At 71.8% G+C, this 15,861-nt stretch carries 12 protein-coding genes; 11 read left to right on the forward strand and 1 reads right to left on the reverse strand.

Translation table 11 applies throughout. The features are described 5' to 3' along the window. Positions 1-292 precede the first annotated feature (292 nt). Positions 293-1,390, reverse strand: a complete 1,098-nt coding sequence (locus LBW97_RS19575) for a CaiB/BaiF CoA-transferase family protein (RefSeq protein ID WP_224501046.1) — start codon at positions 1,388-1,390, stop codon at positions 293-295. An 87-nt stretch (positions 1,391-1,477) separates the two neighbouring features. On the opposite strand from LBW97_RS19575, the gene crcB reads away from it, so the two are divergent. From crcB to LBW97_RS19630, 11 genes are all read left to right on the forward strand, one after another. Continuing rightward, positions 1,478-1,855 (forward strand): fluoride efflux transporter CrcB, encoded by a 378-nt coding sequence (gene crcB, locus LBW97_RS19580; RefSeq protein WP_224501047.1) that lies wholly within the window; start codon positions 1,478-1,480, stop codon positions 1,853-1,855. Beyond that, entirely contained in the window at positions 1,852-2,208 is a 357-nt protein-coding gene (locus tag LBW97_RS19585) for a CrcB family protein (protein ID WP_224501048.1), read from the forward strand. Before crcB ends, LBW97_RS19585 begins: the two co-directional genes overlap by 4 nt. A 109-nt stretch (positions 2,209-2,317) precedes the next feature. After that, positions 2,318-2,716 (forward strand): MCP four helix bundle domain-containing protein, encoded by a 399-nt coding sequence (locus LBW97_RS19590; protein ID WP_224501049.1) that lies wholly within the window; start codon positions 2,318-2,320, stop codon positions 2,714-2,716. Positions 2,717-2,733: 17 nt separating this feature from the next. Continuing rightward, positions 2,734-3,915: a methyl-accepting chemotaxis protein gene (locus LBW97_RS19595; RefSeq protein ID WP_224501050.1), complete on the forward strand. Its 1,182-nt coding sequence runs from the start codon at positions 2,734-2,736 to the stop codon at positions 3,913-3,915. Positions 3,916-4,020: 105 nt separating this feature from the next. Then, positions 4,021-5,436 carry a trehalose-6-phosphate synthase gene (locus LBW97_RS19600; protein WP_224501051.1) on the forward strand — a complete coding sequence of 472 codons (1,416 nt, stop codon included), beginning with the start codon at positions 4,021-4,023 and terminating at the stop codon, positions 5,434-5,436. After that, positions 5,433-6,188, forward strand: coding sequence for a trehalose-phosphatase (otsB, locus tag LBW97_RS19605; protein WP_224501052.1), 756 nt, complete (start codon positions 5,433-5,435; stop codon positions 6,186-6,188). The genes LBW97_RS19600 and otsB overlap by 4 nt, the downstream gene beginning before the upstream one ends. Positions 6,189-6,497: 309 nt before the next feature. Next, positions 6,498-8,105: a methyl-accepting chemotaxis protein gene (locus LBW97_RS19610; RefSeq protein ID WP_224501053.1), complete on the forward strand. Its 1,608-nt coding sequence runs from the start codon at positions 6,498-6,500 to the stop codon at positions 8,103-8,105. A 225-nt stretch (positions 8,106-8,330) separates the two neighbouring features. Beyond that, positions 8,331-9,938, forward strand: coding sequence for a methyl-accepting chemotaxis protein (locus LBW97_RS19615; RefSeq protein ID WP_224501054.1), 1,608 nt, complete (start codon positions 8,331-8,333; stop codon positions 9,936-9,938). A 197-nt stretch (positions 9,939-10,135) separates the two neighbouring features. Beyond that, complete coding sequence (locus LBW97_RS19620) at positions 10,136-11,875, forward strand: methyl-accepting chemotaxis protein (RefSeq protein WP_308010515.1); 1,740 nt, start codon at positions 10,136-10,138, stop codon at positions 11,873-11,875. Between the two features lie 299 nt (positions 11,876-12,174). Next, positions 12,175-13,788 carry a methyl-accepting chemotaxis protein gene (locus LBW97_RS19625; protein ID WP_224501055.1) on the forward strand — a complete coding sequence of 538 codons (1,614 nt, stop codon included), beginning with the start codon at positions 12,175-12,177 and terminating at the stop codon, positions 13,786-13,788. A gap of 301 nt (positions 13,789-14,089) precedes the next feature. After that, positions 14,090-15,748 (forward strand): methyl-accepting chemotaxis protein, encoded by a 1,659-nt coding sequence (locus LBW97_RS19630; protein WP_224501056.1) that lies wholly within the window; start codon positions 14,090-14,092, stop codon positions 15,746-15,748. Positions 15,749-15,861: the final 113 nt, after the last annotated feature.

The following is a 15,861-nucleotide window of genomic DNA, read 5'->3' on the forward strand; positions in this document are numbered from 1 at the left end:
GAAGCGCCCGGATGCGCACGGACGCGGTCATCCGGCTCGCACAACCGCGTTCATGCGCACGAGCGCGTCACAGGCCGGGATCGGGCGGCTACGACACGGTCGCCCGGAATCCTCGGAGGATGCGAGAGTGCGCGGCGCTCGGAACGATTCCTCCCCGAGGCGTCTCAGGACGTGCGGCGTCACCTGGGCATCGGAGTGCTGGCCGGGCTGGTGGACCCGGGGGCCTCCATGGGCGACATCGGGTGGCTCCACCGCCCGTGACGGCGTCAGCGCCTCTCGGACGTGCGTCCCCTCAGAGGCCCAGTTCGGCGCGGATCTCCTCGGTGTGCTGGCCGGCCTTCGGGACCGAGCCGACCCGGCCGGGGGTCGCGGAGAACCGCGGCGCGACGTCGGGCTGCAGGACGCCGTCGACCTCGACGAAGACCCCGCGCTCGGTGTTGTGCGGGTCCGTCGTCGCCTCGAGCAGCGACCACACCGGCGCGACGCAGGCGTCGGTGCCCTCGAACACCTGCCACCACTGCGCGCGGGTGCGCGACGCGAACAGCTCGGTGAAGCGCTCCCGCAACGCCGGCCACTGCCGCGGGTCGTTCCGGTCGGGCAGCGACTCGTCGCCGGCGACGCCCAGGCCCTCCAGGAGTGCGGCGTAGAACTGCTCCTCCAGCGCTCCGACGGCGAGGAACTGCCCGTCGGCGCAGCGGTAGACGTCGTAGAACGGCGCCCCGGTGTCGAGCAGGTTGCGGCCGCGCCGGTCGGTCCAGACGCCGGCGTCGAGCATCCCGTGGATCATCGTGGTGAGGACGGCGGTCCCGTCGACGATCGCGGCGTCGACCACCTGCCCCTCCCCCGTCGTCCGTGCGCGGATCAGCGCCGCCAGCGCTCCCAGCGCCAGGAACACTCCCCCGCCGCCGAAGTCGCCCAGCAGGTTCAGCGCCGGCGCCGGGCGCTCGTCGGGCCGGCCGGACGCCCCCAGGGCTCCGGTGAGCGCGATGTAGCCGATGTCGTGGCCGGCGGAGTGCGCCAGCGGCCCCGTCTGCCCCCAGCCGGTCATCCGCCCATAGACCAGCGCGGGGTTCTCCCCCCTCAGCTCGTCGGGCCCCAGGCCCAGGCGCTCCATGACGCCGGGCCGGAACCCCTCCAGGAGGACGTCGGAGCGCCGCACCAGCGCCCGCACCACCTCGACGTCGGCCGGGTCCTTGAGGTCGAGCGCGATGGAGCGCTTCCCGCGGTCCAGGAGGGACGTCGCACCGAGCGAGCCGAGCAGTCCCCCGCGAGCGCCCTTGCGGTCGATCCGCACGACGTCGGCGCCCAGGTCGGCCAGCAGCATGCCGCAGAACGGGCCGGGGCCCAGTCCGGCGAACTCGACGACCCGGACACCCTCGAGTGGACCCACGTGCGCTCCTCAGCCCCGGACCGCTCACGTGCGACCCTCCCGGAGGCACTCTGCCGCACGTCCGGACCGAGAGGAGAACCAGGTCACATGCCCTATCTCCTCGCGGCACTCGGTGGTGCGATCGGAGCGCTGGCGCGCTGGGGGCTGACCGAGGCGCTCTCCTCCCCCGCTCCCGGGTGGCCGTGGGCGACGCTGCTGGTGAACCTCACCGGCTGCCTGCTGATGGGCGCGCTGCTGGCGCACCTGTCGCTGCGCTCCCCGGAGCCGGCGTGGGTGCGGCCGTTGCTCGGGGTCGGTCTGCTCGGCGGCTGGACGACGTACTCGGCGTTCGCCGTCGAGGTGGTCGGGCTGGTCGAGGCCGGATCCACGGTGACGGCCGTGGCCTACGTGCTCGGCTCCCTCGTGGGCGGGGTGGCCGGCGTGGCGCTCGGTGCTGCGATCGTCGGGCGGACGGCGGCGCCATGACCCCGCTCCTGGTCGCCCTCGGGGCCGCGGTCGGTGCTCCGTTGCGCCTGCTGATCACGCGGGCGGTCGTGCGCGCCGGCGGCGACCCCTCGTGGGGGACGCTGGCGGTCAACGTCGTCGGCAGCGCCCTGCTGGGCGGCCTCCTCGGCCTCGCGGATGTGTCGGCTGCGGCCGTGGCCCTGATCGGCACGGGCTTCTGCGGGACCCTGACGACGTTCGCCACCCTCGGCGCGGACCTCGCCCGGGCGGTGGAGGAGCGCGCGCTGCGACGGGCACTGATCTCACTCGGGGGCCATCTGGTGCTGGGTCTCGGTGCCGCGGCGGTCGTCTATCTCGCAGTGAACGCAAGCTGATGGTGCGCAATTAGCTGTCGAGCTGCCGAACTCGTCGGTGGCCGCCGATGAAGAGGTCGGACCCCTGCCACGAGGCAGGAGCCACCTCTCGTCAAGGAGCCCCCCTCTCGTGAGACTGCAGCGTCTCAACGTCGGCCAGCGACTCGTGGCCGGCTTCCTCGTGGTCGTGCTCTGCATGGTCGCGCTCACTGCCCTCGGTGTGATCCGTGTCGGGCAGGTCAGCGACCGCCTGACCGTGATCAACGAGCTCAACAGCGTGAAGCAGCGGTACGCCATCAACTTCCGGGGCAGCGTGCACGACCGGGCCATCGCGGTCCGGGACGTCGTGCTGGCAGGCTCGGCCCAGGACGTGCAGGCGGAGCTCGTCGAGATCGACCGCCTGGCGGAGTTCTACGCCGACTCCGCGGAGGAGCTGACGGCTTCTTCGCCGACGACAGCAAGGTCGGGAAGGCGGAGCGGGACGCCTACGCGGAGATCCAGCGCATCGAGCAGGCCACGCTGCCGCTGATCGAGCAGGTGGTCAGCTTGCGCGCGGCGGGCGACGTCGCCGGGGCCGGAGCCGTGCTCTGGACCCAGGCCGCGCCGCTGTTCACCGAGTGGCTGGCCGCGATCAACGTGCTCATCGACCTCGAGGAGGCCTCCAACCAGGCCGACGGCGCACTGGCCCGTGAGATCGCCGATGGGTTCCTCTTCGTCATGCTCCTGCTGTGCGGTCTGGCCGCGGCGCTGGCCATCACCGTTGCCTGGCGCATCGCCCGCAGCATCACCCGGCCAATGGCCGACGCGGTGCAGGTGTTCGCCGCCGTGGCGAACGGGGATCTCACGCAGCGCCTCGACGTCGCGTCCAAGGACGGCCTGGGGGAGCTCGGCCACTTCGCCAACCTGGCCCTCGGGCGCCTGGGTGAGGCGATGGGGTCGGTCTCGCACAGCGCCGCGGAGCTGGCAGCCGCATCCGAGCGGGTCGGCCGGGCGTCCAGGCGGATCGCCGGCGACGCCCAGGAGTCCTCGGCGCAGGCGAACGTCGTGGCGGGAGCGGCCGAAGAGGTCTCGCGCAGCGTCCAGACGGTGGCCACCGGCTCGGAGGAAATGGGGGCTTCCATCCGCGAGATCGCCCACAATGCCAGCGAGGCGGCACAGGTGGCCGGCCGTGCCGTCCAGGCCGCCCAGACCACGAACGTGACCGTCAGCCGGCTCGGCGCCTCCTCCCGGGAGATCGGGGACGTCGTCAAGGTCATCTCCAGCATCGCGGAACAGACCAATCTGCTCGCGCTCAACGCGACGATCGAGGCCGCGCGCGCCGGCGAGGTCGGCAAGGGGTTCGCCGTCGTGGCCAACGAGGTCAAGGAGCTGGCGCAGGAGACGGCGCGGGCCACCGAGGACATCGCCCGGCGGGTGGAGGCGATCCAGACCGACACCGCCAGTGCCATCGGCGCCATCGAGGAGGTGTCGGCGGTCATCGGCCAGATCAACGATTTCCAGTTGACGATCGCCTCGGCGGTGGAGGAGCAGACGGCGACCACGGCGGAGATGGACCGGAACGTCACCGAGGCGGCCGGAGGCTCGGGCAACATCGCACTCACGATCGCCGGTGTGGCCGCAGCCGCCCGTTCGACCTCGGAGTCCGTGGCGGACTCGCAGAGCGCCGCTGACGAGCTGGCCGACGTGTCGAACCGGCTGCAGACGCTGACCGCCCAGTTCCGGGTATGAGCGGCGGCCCCCGAGTCGCGTCCGGACGCGACCCGGGGGCCGTCGGCCGGCCCGGAGAGGACCGTGGAGCGGAAGTCGTCGCGCCTGGCTAGGGTCAGGGGCGGTATGGCCGAGAACACGGAGCAAGAGGTCAAGGCGGACAGCCCCGTCGTCGTGGTCGCCAACCGGCTTCCCGTCGACCAGGTGACCGACCCCGACGGTTCGACGCGCTGGCAGCGCAGCCCCGGGGGGCTGGTGACCGCGCTGGAGCCCTTCGTGGCGGGACGAGGTGGCGCCTGGGTCGGCTGGTCGGGGTCGGCCGGCGAGGCGCCCGAGCCCTTCGAGTCCGGTGGGATGCAGCTGATCCCGGTGCCGCTCTCGGAGGAGGAGGTCGACAGCTACTACGAGGGCATGTCCAACGCCTCGCTGTGGCCGCTGTACCACGACGTCGTCGAGAAGCCGGAGTACCACCGCACCTGGTGGGACACCTACGTCCAGGTCAACAAGCGGTTCGCCGACCGGGCCGCCGCCGTGGCGGCGGAGAACGCGATCGTCTGGGTGCACGACTACCAGCTGCAGCTGGTCCCGGCGATGCTCCGCCAGCGCCGGCCCGACCTCACCATCGGCTTCTTCCTGCACATCCCCTTCCCGCCCTACGAGCTGTTCACCCAGCTGCCGTGGCGCTCGGCGATCGTCGAGGGGCTGCTCGGCGCCGACCTCGTGGGGTTCCAGCTGCCCTCGGCCGCGACGAACTTCGTCCAGCTCGCCCGGCGGCTGCACGACCTGACCTGCCGGCGCGACCAGATCGAGTACGACGGCCGCACCGTCACCGCGAAGGCCTTCCCGATCTCGATCGACGTCGCGGCCTTCGACGAGCTCGCCCGCTCGCCCGAGGTGCTGGCCCGGGCCAAGGAGATCCGCGAGGAGCTCGGCAACCCGGGCAAGATCATCCTGGGCGTCGACCGGCTCGACTACACCAAGGGCATCAGCGTCCGCCTCAACGCCTTCGAGGAGCTGCTGGAGGACGGCTCCCTCGAGGCGCCCGACACCGTGATGGTGCAGGTCGCCACGCCCAGCCGTGAGCGGGTCGAGCACTACGTGCACATGCGCGAGACCATCGAGCAGCAGGTCGGGCATATCAACGGGGTGTACGGCTCGATCGCCGGTTCCGCCGTGCACTACTTCAACCAGTCGATGCCGCGCGAGGAGCTCGCCGCGCTCTACCGCGCCGCCGACGTCATGCTGGTGACCCCCTACCGCGACGGCATGAACCTCGTCGCCAAGGAGTACGTCGCCGCCCGTGGGGACGGCGGCGGGGCTCTGGTGCTCTCGGAGTTCGCCGGCGCGGCCGCCCAGCTGAAACAGGCGTTCCTGGTGAACCCGCACGACATCTCCGGCGTCAAGAACCAGCTGCTGCGTGCCCTGCGCAGCGAACCGGCCGAGCTGGCGAAGCGGATGCGGGCGATGCGCCGGCACCTGGCCAAGAACGATCTGGAGCACTGGGCCAGCTCGTTCTTCGAAGCGCTGAAGAGGCAGGCGTGAGCTCCTCCCCCGCTGCCCTGGATCCGGCCCTCGACGCAGCCCTCGCCGCCGTGGCGGGCCGACGTCCGCTGCTGGTGGCCAGCGACTACGACGGCGTCCTCGCCCGCCTGCGGGGCGACCCGTCGGCGGCCGTTCCCGAGGTCGGGGTCGCCGAGGCGCTGGGCAGGATCGCAGCCGTGGACGGCGTCACCGTCGCCCTGGTGAGCGGGCGCGGCGTCGAAGACCTGCAGCGGACGAGCGGCCTGTCCGGGCCGTTCCGCTGGGTCGGCAGCCACGGCGCCGAGTACGACGGTCCGCTGGCCGGTGATCTGGCCGGCCGCCGAGACGCACTGGCGCGGGTGCTCGAGCCGGAGGTCGCCGCCACGGCCGGCGCGCGGCTGGAGGTCAAGCCGGCGAGCGTCGCCGTCCACGTCCGACAGGTCCCCGATCGCGAGGCGGCCGCGGCACTGCTGGCTCGCGCCGGGGCGCTGGCCGATTCGTCACTGACGATGAAGCCCGGCAAGGAGGTGCTCGAGATCGCGGTGACCGACGCCGACAAGGGCTCGGCTCTCCGCCGACTGATCGACGAGCTCGGCGCCACCGCGGCGGTCTACCTCGGGGACGACGTCACCGACGAGGACGGTTTCCGGGCGCTGGGTCCGGACGACGTTCCGATCAAGGTGGGCGACGGCGATACCGACGCCCGCTTCCGCGTCCCGGACACCGGCGGCGCCCTCGCCGCGCTCGACCGGCTCGGCGCCCTGCTCGCCTGATCACGGCGTGTCGGCCGCGGCGCCGGCATGAGCAATGGGCTCGGCGTGGTGCAGCAATCGAGCGACGGAGCCACTCGGGCCCCTCCCCCGCGCCCGACCTGCGGCTTCCTGCCGCAGGTACCTCGGCGCGCGATCCGGTGACGGTCCGAGAATGTCGACAAATGGTCGCGTGGAATGAACTCACCCGGTCCGCGCATCACAATTGTCGTGCGACGTTTGAATTGCCTTTCTCTGTGTTGCTGTAGTCGCCACACTCAGCGCTGTCACCGATCGCGGTGGTGCAGGCAATTCCACGTCAGGACGGTTCCCGTGAACACCCGTAACTCCTCCTCCGTCGCCCCGCGGCGTGCGGGCTGGTTCGCCGACCGCCCCCTGGCTGTGAAGTTCGGCATCCTCGTCGGCGTCGTCGTGCTCGCCTTCGCCGGCCTCGTGGCCGCCGTCCTTGCCGGCACGTCCTCGGTGCGCGAGGCGAACACCCAGCTGTCCGAGCTCAACGAGGCCGAGGAGCTGGTGCTCCAGCTCGACACCCGGGCCAGCGAGCTCAAGGTCGACGGCTTCAAGGCCATCAGCCGCCCGGACCCCGCCGAGCAGCTCACCGAGCTCGCCGACGACATCGCGACCCCGCAGGCGATGCTCGAGGAGCTGGCCACCATCGAGCTGGAGGGTCAGTCGGCCGAGACAGTCGCTGCCCTGGAGGCCAGCTACGGCGACTACACCGACGCGATCACCGTCTTCGTGAACGCCGCGGTCACCAACCAGAACGCTGCCCGCGTCCGGTGGGAGGAGATCCAGGTCGCCAACGACCTGACCGACGGTGCGGTCGGCGCGGCCAAGGATGCCCTCGCCGCCGACAGCGCCGCGGCGCAGCAGAAGCTGGACGACGCCATCAGCAACGCCGAGACGCGGAGCATGATCGTCGCCGTCGTCGCCGTCGTCTTCCTCATCGGCCTCTCCGTGCTGACCATGCGCTCCATCACCCGCCCGGTCCAGCGGGTCAAGGCGTCCCTCGACGCCCTGGCCAAGGGCGACCTCACCGTCGCCACCGGGGTCACCTCGCGCGACGAGGTCGGCCAGATGGCCGCCTCCCTCGACCAGGCCCAGGCCAGCCTGCGCTCCGTGATGTCCACCGTGGTCGCCTCCGCCGACGCGGTCGCCGCCTCCTCCGAGGAGCTCTCCGCGTCGTCCGCGCAGATCTCGGCCTCGGCGCAGGAGACCTCCGCGCAGTCCGGCGTCGTCGCCGGTGCGGCGGACGAGGTCTCGCGCAGCGTGCAGACCGTCGCCGCGGGTGCGGAGGAGATGGGTGCCTCGATCCGGGAGATCGCCACCAACGCCGCCGAGGCCAGCCAGGTCGCCGCCCGTGCCGTGGACGCCGCGGCCACCACGACCGCCACCGTCGCCAAGCTCGGTGACTCCTCCGCGGAGATCGGCAACGTCGTCAAGGTCATCACCTCGATCGCGGAGCAGACCAACCTGCTGGCCCTGAACGCCACCATCGAGGCCGCGCGGGCCGGCGAGGCCGGCAAGGGCTTCGCGGTGGTCGCGAACGAGGTCAAGGAGCTCGCGCAGGAGACCGCGAAGGCCACCGAGGACATCGCCAAGCGGGTCCTGGCCATCCAGGGCGACACGACGGCCGCGGTCGCCGCCATCGAGGAGATCTCGAGCATCGTCGCCCAGATCTCCGACCGGCAGACCACCATCGCCTCCGCCGTGGAGGAGCAGACCGCCACCACCAGCGAGATGTCGCGCTCGGTCCAGGAGGCCGCCGGCGGCACCACCCAGATCGCCGACAACATCTCCGGCGTCTCCGGCGCCGCAGAGGCCACCACGCAGGCGCTGGGCCAGACGCGCCTGGCCGTGGACGAGCTGTCTCGCATGGCCGCCGACCTGCGCACCACCGTCGGGCAGTTCACCTACTAGAAAGCCCCGCCTGTCCCAGGCGCAACAGAATGGTGTTCGCGCATCGTGTCGACACGGGCGGAACAGCTGTCCAACCATTCTGTGGCACACAATTCGACACGTAGAGGAATCGGGTTGCGCACTGCCCCGGCCGTCTACCGTTCTGTCCGCACCAAGAGTTCCACGACGACGCCGTCGGGATGGACTCCGCCCTTCCCGCCAAGCCCACATCATCAGGAGTCCGTCATGACCGTTCCCCCTGCGCCCGCCCGGCGCGGACAGTGGTTCACCGACCGCCCCATCGGCGTCAAGCTGGGGACGGCGCTGGTGCTGCTCGGCGGCGTCGGCCTCGCCTCCGGTGGGGTCGCCGTCGACCGCATCAGCGCGCTCGCCGACGCCCAGCAGGAGCTCTACACCGAGAACGTCGCGCCCATGGTGCAGTTGAACGAGGCGCAGCGGCACTTCCAGGGCGTCCGGGCCCGCGTGCTGCAGTATCCGGTCGCCGACCTCGCCACCCGCGCCGAGCTGCGCACCGAGATCGACGAGCGGTTCGCCAAGCTCCAGGGCGTCCTCGAGGACTACGCGCCGCATGCCACGGACGCGTCGGCGGTCGCCGGTCTCGAGCAGGGCACCGCGGCGTTCGTCGACGCCTCGACCACCACCCTCTTCCCGTTGGCGGACGCCGGCGACGCGGCCGGCTTCGGCGCGCTGTACCAGGCCCAGGTCCGCGGCATCGGTGACGACGCCCTCGACGTCCTCGTCGCCGAGGGCGAGGCGCAGGCGACAGCCGCGACCGGACACGTCGTCGCCGACGCCGAGGCCGCGGACGCCGCGATCTGGTTCGTGCTCGTCCTGCTCGGGGTGGGCATCGTCGTCTCCGGGGGGGTCGCGGTGCTGGTCGTCCGCCGCCTGGTGCGCACGGTCCGCTCCGTCCAGGCGTCGGTGGACGCCCTGGCGGCGGGGAACCTCACCGTTGCTCCGCTGGTGAAGGACCAGGACGAGCTGGGCCGCATGGCCGCCTCCCTCGCCACGGCCCAGTCGACCCTGCGCGGGGTCATGGCCGACGTCTCCGCCTCCGCCTCCGCCGTCGCCGCCTCGTCCGAGGAGCTGTCGGCGTCCTCGGCGCAGATCGCCGCCTCTGCCGAGGAGACCTCGGCGCAGTCCGGCATCGTCTCGTCGGCGGCCGAGGAGGTCTCGCGCAGCGTGCAGACCGTCGCCGCCGGTGCGGAGGAGATGGGGCTGTCGATCCGGGAGATCTCCCAGAACGCCGCGGAGGCCAGCGAGGTCGCGCATCGCGCCGTGCAGGCGGCGGAGACGACCACCGCCACGGTGGCGAAGCTGGGGGAGTCCTCGGCGGAGATCGGCAACGTCGTCAAGGTGATCACGAGCATCGCCGAGCAGACGAACCTGCTGGCCTTGAACGCCACCATCGAGGCCGCCCGGGCAGGCGAGGCCGGCAAGGGCTTCGCGGTCGTGGCCAACGAGGTGAAGGAGCTGGCGCAGGAGACGGCGAAGGCCACCGAGGACATCGCCAAGCGGGTGCTCGCGATCCAGGGCGACACCACGGCGGCCGTCACGGCGATCGAGGAGATCTCGAGCATCGTCGGCCAGATCGCCGACCGCCAGACCACCATCGCCAGCGCGGTGGAGGAGCAGACCGCGACCACCAGCGAGATGTCGCGCTCGGTGCAGGAGGCCGCCGGCGGCTCCACGCAGATCGCGGACAACATCACCAGCGTCTCGACGGCGGCGGAGTCCACCACCCAGGCGCTGGGTCAGACCCGGGTCGCCGTCGACGAGCTCTCCCGGATGGCGTCCGACCTGCGCACCACGGTCGGGAAGTTCACCTACTGAGCAGTCCGTAGGACTCGGAAGGGCGCACGGCGATCACGCCGTGCGCCCTTTCGCGTGTGTCGCATGGTGCAGCTGTGCCGAATAACCATTCTGGCGCCAAGTCGACAGGGCCGGAGCGGTGGCCGGGCATTCTGAGAAATCGACGGAAACACGTTCCGATATGACCGAATCCGTTCCGCTATTCGGTCATCCTTTCCGTGTTCACCAGCAGGACCCCGCGGCGCCAGGGCATCCCCGAGCCGCACGCCTCCCCCGCCGGCTCTGCCGCCGCCCTTCCCCTGCCGCACTGGAGCTTCCTCATGACCGCAACAGCCCGGTCCTCGACCGTCACCGCCGACCGCTCCGCGTTCTCCTGGTTCGCCGACCGATCCGTGAAGATCAAGGTGCTGAGCGCCGTCGGCGTCACGGCCGGCGTCGCAGCGGGCATCGGCGTCCTCGGGGTGACGGGGCTCAGCGCCGCGGCCGACCGGACCGAGGAGCTCTACGCCAGCAACTTGCTGGGCACCGTCGAGGTGGCCGACATGGACGCGATCCTGGGGGACATCCGCGTCACGACACGCGACGCCCTGCTGACCGAGACGCCCGAGCAGACGCGGGAGACGTTCACGGCGGTCGAGGCGCACCGAGCGAAGTTCCGGGAGCACGTCGAGGCCTACATCGCCACCGGCATGAGCCCGGACCGGCAGGTGCTGCTCGACGACATCACGGCTGGCATGGACGAGTACAGCGCCCTGCAGGACGGCGTGCTGGCGCCGCTCGCCTTCGCCAACGACGTCCGGGGATGGGTGACCGCCAACCAGACCCAGGTCGGTCCCGTCATCACGAAGCTCGCCACGGACCTCGAGGAGCTGCGCGGCCTCGAGGGGCAGTACGCCTCGGACGCCGCCGTCGCCGCTCGGGAGAGCTACGAGTCGCAGCGGACCATCACGATCATGACGATCGTCGCCGGCATCGGGGTTGCGCTCGGGCTCGGACTCGCCGTCGCGAGCGGTATCGCGCGTGCGGCCCGCCGCGTGCAGGGCGTGACCGAGGCGCTCGCCAAGGGAGACCTGACGCAGGTGGCAGGCCTGACCAGCCGCGACGAGATGGGCCGCATGGGTGGCGCACTCGACGAGGCCGTGGTGAACCTGCGCGCGGTCATGGCCGAGGTCGCGGCCTCGGCCGACGCGGTCGCGGCGAGCGCGGAGGAGCTGTCGGCGTCCTCCGCGCAGATCTCGGCCTCGGCCGAGGAGACCTCCGCGCAGTCCGGTGTCGTCTCCGGCGCCGCGGAGGAGGTCTCGCGGAGCGTGCAGACCGTGGCCGCCGGCGCGGAGGAGATGGGCGCTTCCATCCGGGAGATCGCCACGAACGCCGCCGAGGCCAGCCAGGTCGCCGCCCGCGCGGTCGACGCGGCCGCCACCACCACCGCCACCGTCGCCAAGCTGGGGGAGTCCTCCGCCGAGATCGGCAACGTCGTCAAGGTCATCACGAGCATCGCCGAGCAGACGAACCTGCTGGCGCTGAACGCCACCATCGAGGCCGCTCGCGCCGGCGAGGCCGGCAAGGGCTTCGCGGTGGTCGCCAACGAGGTCAAGGAGCTGGCCCAGGAGACCGCGAAGGCCACCGAGGACATCGCCCGCCGCGTGCTGGCGATCCAGGGCGACACCACCGCCGCAGTGACCGCGATCGAGGAGATCAGCAGCATCGTCGCGCAGATCTCCGACCGGCAGACGACCATCGCCTCCGCCGTCGAGGAGCAGACCGCGACGACGAACGAGATGGCGCGCTCGGTCCAGGAGGCCTCCGGCGGCACCTCGCAGATCGCCGACAACATCACCGGCGTCTCCGCGGCCGCCGAGTCGACCACGCAGGCGCTGACCCAGACCCGCGTCGCCGTCGACGAGCTGTCGCGCATGGCCGCCGACATGCGCACCACCGTGGGGCGCTTCAGCTACTGACGCCTCGCCACTCCTGCTCGCCGACGCCGGCGTGACCGCACCCGCGGTCACGCCGGCGTCCGGCTTTCCGGGGTGGGACGAATGGTGCTGGTGGGCCTGCACGGAATGGCAGGGGCTACGGCAAGTCGACACGGGGGAGACGGTCGCCGCACATTCTTGGGAACCGTCGCGACACGCCCGTGTGGAGTGACTACACCGACGGCTCGGTGCGCGATTCTTTCGCCAGGAAACGGCACGGAATCGATCGTTGCCATGCCCGTTCCCGTTCCCGTTCTCCGCCCTTCCGCACTGGAGCTGTCATGAGTACTCGTTCGTCCCGGACCCGCGCGACAGGGGCAGGTTGGTTCGCCGACCGGCCCCTGGGCGTCCGCATCGGCGCAGTCGTGGCGCTGCTCCTCGTCGTCCTCACCGGCGCCAACACCCTGGCCATCTCGCGCATGAGCGAGATGAGCGCCGACCAGGAGCGCATCTACGACGAGAACCTCAAGCCGCTCAATGCCCTCTCCGCCGTGCAGCGCGCAACCGCCGCGCACCGGGCCCGCGTGCTCGAGTACGCCGTCTCCGACCAGGCGCGGCGGGTCGAGCTGCTGGGCGAGATGGAGGAGAAGCAGGCCGACGTCGAGGCAGCTCTCGCCGAGTACGAGCCGCACGTGATCAACGACGCCGCGATCGAGAAGTACCTGTCCTCGCGCGAGCAGTTCCTGGCCAGCAACGCCGCGCAGCTGTTCCCGGCGGCCGACGCCGGCAACCTGGCCGCCTACGCGCAGGTCTACCGCGAGGTCTCCAGCCCGCTGCTGAGCGACATCGCCGACGCGCTCGAGGAGGAGGGCGTCGCGCAGGCCGACGAGGCCGCCGCCCGCAACGCCGAGGCCTCCGAGGACGCGACCTCTGCCACTCAGCTGCTCCTGATCGCCTCCATCACCGCCGCGCTCGTCGCCGTCGGGCTGACCGCCCTGGTGGTCCGTCGCATCACCCGCACCGTCCGCGCCGTGCAGGTCACCGCCGAAGCCATGGCCGCCGGTGACCTCACCACCGCGACCGGCGTGACCAGCGCCGACGAGCTGGGCCGCATGGCCAGCGCTCTGGACAGCGCCCAGGAGAGCCTGCGCACCGTGCTCGCCTCGGTCGTCTCCTCGGCCGACGCGGTCGCGGCGTCGTCGGAGGAGCTGTCGGCGTCGTCGGCGCAGATCGCAGCCTCCGCCGAGGAGACCTCCGCCCAGTCCGGCGTCGTCGCGGGTGCCGCGGAGGAGGTGTCGCGGTCGGTGCAGACCGTCGCGGCGGGTGCGGAGGAGATGGGCGCGTCGATCCGGGAGATCGCCACCAACGCCGCCGAGGCCAGCCAGGTCGCGGCCCGTGCCGTGGACGCTGCCGCCGCCACGACCGCCACCGTCGCCAAGCTCGGTGACTCGTCCGCGGAGATCGGCAACGTCGTCAAGGTCATCACCTCGATCGCGGAGCAGACCAACCTGCTCGCGTTGAACGCCACCATCGAGGCCGCGCGGGCCGGGGAGGCCGGCAAGGGCTTCGCGGTGGTCGCCAACGAGGTCAAGGAGCTGGCGCAGGAGACGGCGAAGGCGACCGAGGACATCGCCCGCCGGGTGCTGGCCATCCAGGGCGACACCACCGCCGCGGTGACCGCGATCGAGGAGATCTCGAGCATCGTCGCGCAGATCTCCGACCGGCAGACGACGATCGCCAGCGCGGTGGAGGAGCAGACCGCGACGACGAACGAGATGTCGCGCTCGGTGCAGGAGGCCGCCGGCGGCACCGGCCAGATCGCGGCGAACATCGGTGGCGTCTCCGGTGCTGCCGATGCCACCAACCAGGCCCTCGGGCAGACCCGCATCGCCGTGGACGAGCTGTCCCGGATGGCCGCCGACCTCCGCACCACCGTGGGGCGCTTCACCTACTGACGCACGCGACAGTCCCGGACGGGGCGATGACCGGAACTCCGGTCATCGCCCCGTTCTGCGTCCGCAAGCTGAAGAATGGCTGCGGTCCGGCATTCCTCTGCCGGAACGGAGTCGCCGAGTCGACATTTCCGGGACGGCCGCCGAGCCATTTCCTCGAGTCGTTGCGACACGTCGCGGATTCGGCACCGGTTCGGTCGATTCCGCCCTACCTTCGTGCGTGACACCGCGCGACGGGTGGGTCCGGAGGGGCTCTGCCGGCGCTGTCGCCTCCTCGTTCGCCTTCCACGTCCGGAGCACCGCCATGCCTCACGCCATTCCGCAGCACTCGGGTCCCTCGCCGTCGCCGACCGCAGCCGGCGGTCGGTCCCCGAAGGCCTGGTGGGGCGACCGCGGCGTCAGCACCAAGATCCTGACCGCGGTCGGAACGGCCGGCGTGGTCGCCGCCGGCGTCGGCCTCATGGGTCTGGGTGCGCTGGGCGAGTCCGCCGACACGAGCCACTCGCTGTACGCCAGCAACATCGCCGGCATCACCGCCGCCGACGACATGGCATTGCGGGTTGCCGACGTACGGCGGTTGATCCGGGACGTCGCGCTCACTCCGGATGACGCCGCCTCCGCGAAGCTGCTGGGCGTTCTGCCGGAGGTCGTCGCGGACTTCGACCGGGCGCTGGAGGCCTACGAGCAGTCCCGCCCCACCCCGCAGAAGCTGGCCCTCGTCGGGCAGGCCGGCGAGGCGTTCCACCAGTACGCCACCGTCGTCGAGGACGTACTGGGGCCGCTGGCCACCGGCGACGACACCGACGCCTTCTTCGTGATGATGGAGGCCCAGGCCACGCCACTCGCCGCACAGGTCGACGAGGCGCTCGGCACGGTCCGGGGCATGGAGGGGGACGAGGCCCGGGCCGCGGCGACGCAGGCCGAGGACCAGTACGAGACGCAGCGGACGCTCGTGCTCACGCTGGTCGCGGTCGGCGTCGCACTGGCGCTGGCCGTGGGCTGGTTCGTCGCCCGGACCATCGCCGGTGCCGTGGGGCGGGTGCAGCGCGTGGCGGAGGGGCTGTCCGCCGGTGACCTGACCCGCAGCGCTGGGCTGACCAGCAGGGACGAGCTCGGGCGCATGGGGCAGGCGCTGGACGCGGCCGTGACCGACCTGCGCACGCTCATGGCCACGGTGGTCAGCTCGGCGGACGCGGTCGCGGCGTCGTCGGAGGAGCTGTCGGCGTCGTCGGCGCAGATCTCGGCCTCGGCGGAGGAGACCTCGGCGCAGTCCGGTGTCGTCTCGGGAGCCGCCGAGGAGGTGTCGCGCAGCGTCCAGACCGTGGCCGCCGGCGCGGAGGAGATGGGCGCTTCCATCCGCGAGATCGCCACGAACGCCGCCGAGGCCAGCCAGGTCGCCCACCGCGCCGTCCAGGCCGCCGCCACCACGACCACCACCGTCGCCAAGCTGGGGGAGTCCTCCGCGGAGATCGGCAACGTCGTCAAGGTCATCACGAGCATCGCCGAGCAGACGAACCTGCTGGCGCTGAACGCCACCATCGAGGCCGCTCGCGCCGGCGAGGCCGGCAAGGGCTTCGCGGTGGTCGCCAACGAGGTCAAGGAGCTGGCCCAGGAGACCGCGAAGGCGACCGAGGACATCGCCCGCCGTGTGGAGGCGATCCAGAAGGACACCGGGGCCGCCGTGGGGGCGATCGAGGAGATCAGCAGCATCGTCGCCCAGATCTCCGACCGGCAGACCACCATCGCCAGCGCGGTGGAGGAGCAGACCGCCACGACGAACGAGATGGCGCGCTCGGTGCAGGAGGCCTCGAGCGGGACGTCCCAGATCGCCGACAACATCACCGGCGTCTCCACGGCCGCCGAGTCCACCACGCAGGCGCTGACCCAGACCCGGGTCGCCGTCGACGAGCTGTCGCGGATGGCCGCCGACCTGCGCACCACGGTGGGTCGCTTCACCTACTGAGACGCACGACCCTCACCACCTCCCGGGGTGGGGGCCCCACCCCGGCGCCCCCCCCGGGGTGGTGGTTGCGCCCAAACGTAGCCACAAAATGCGCCCAGGGGACGGCGCCGCAA

Source organism: Blastococcus sp. LR1 (genome assembly GCF_020166105.1).
GTDB lineage: Bacteria > Actinomycetota > Actinomycetes > Mycobacteriales > Geodermatophilaceae > Blastococcus.

Bases quoted from the DNA above. Each gene is read 5' to 3' on its own strand.
- LBW97_RS19585 (WP_224501048.1), top strand. From the start codon at position 1,852: ATGACCCCGCTCCTGGTCGCCCTCGGGGCCGCGGTCGGTGCTCCGTTG.
- LBW97_RS19625 (WP_224501055.1), top strand. From the start codon at position 12,175: ATGAGTACTCGTTCGTCCCGGACCCGCGCGACAGGGGCAGGTTGGTTC.
- LBW97_RS19615 (WP_224501054.1), top strand. From the start codon at position 8,331: ATGACCGTTCCCCCTGCGCCCGCCCGGCGCGGACAGTGGTTCACCGAC.
- crcB (WP_224501047.1), top strand. From the start codon at position 1,478: ATGCCCTATCTCCTCGCGGCACTCGGTGGTGCGATCGGAGCGCTGGCG.
- LBW97_RS19630 (WP_224501056.1), top strand. From the start codon at position 14,090: ATGCCTCACGCCATTCCGCAGCACTCGGGTCCCTCGCCGTCGCCGACC.
- LBW97_RS19600 (WP_224501051.1), top strand. From the start codon at position 4,021: ATGGCCGAGAACACGGAGCAAGAGGTCAAGGCGGACAGCCCCGTCGTC.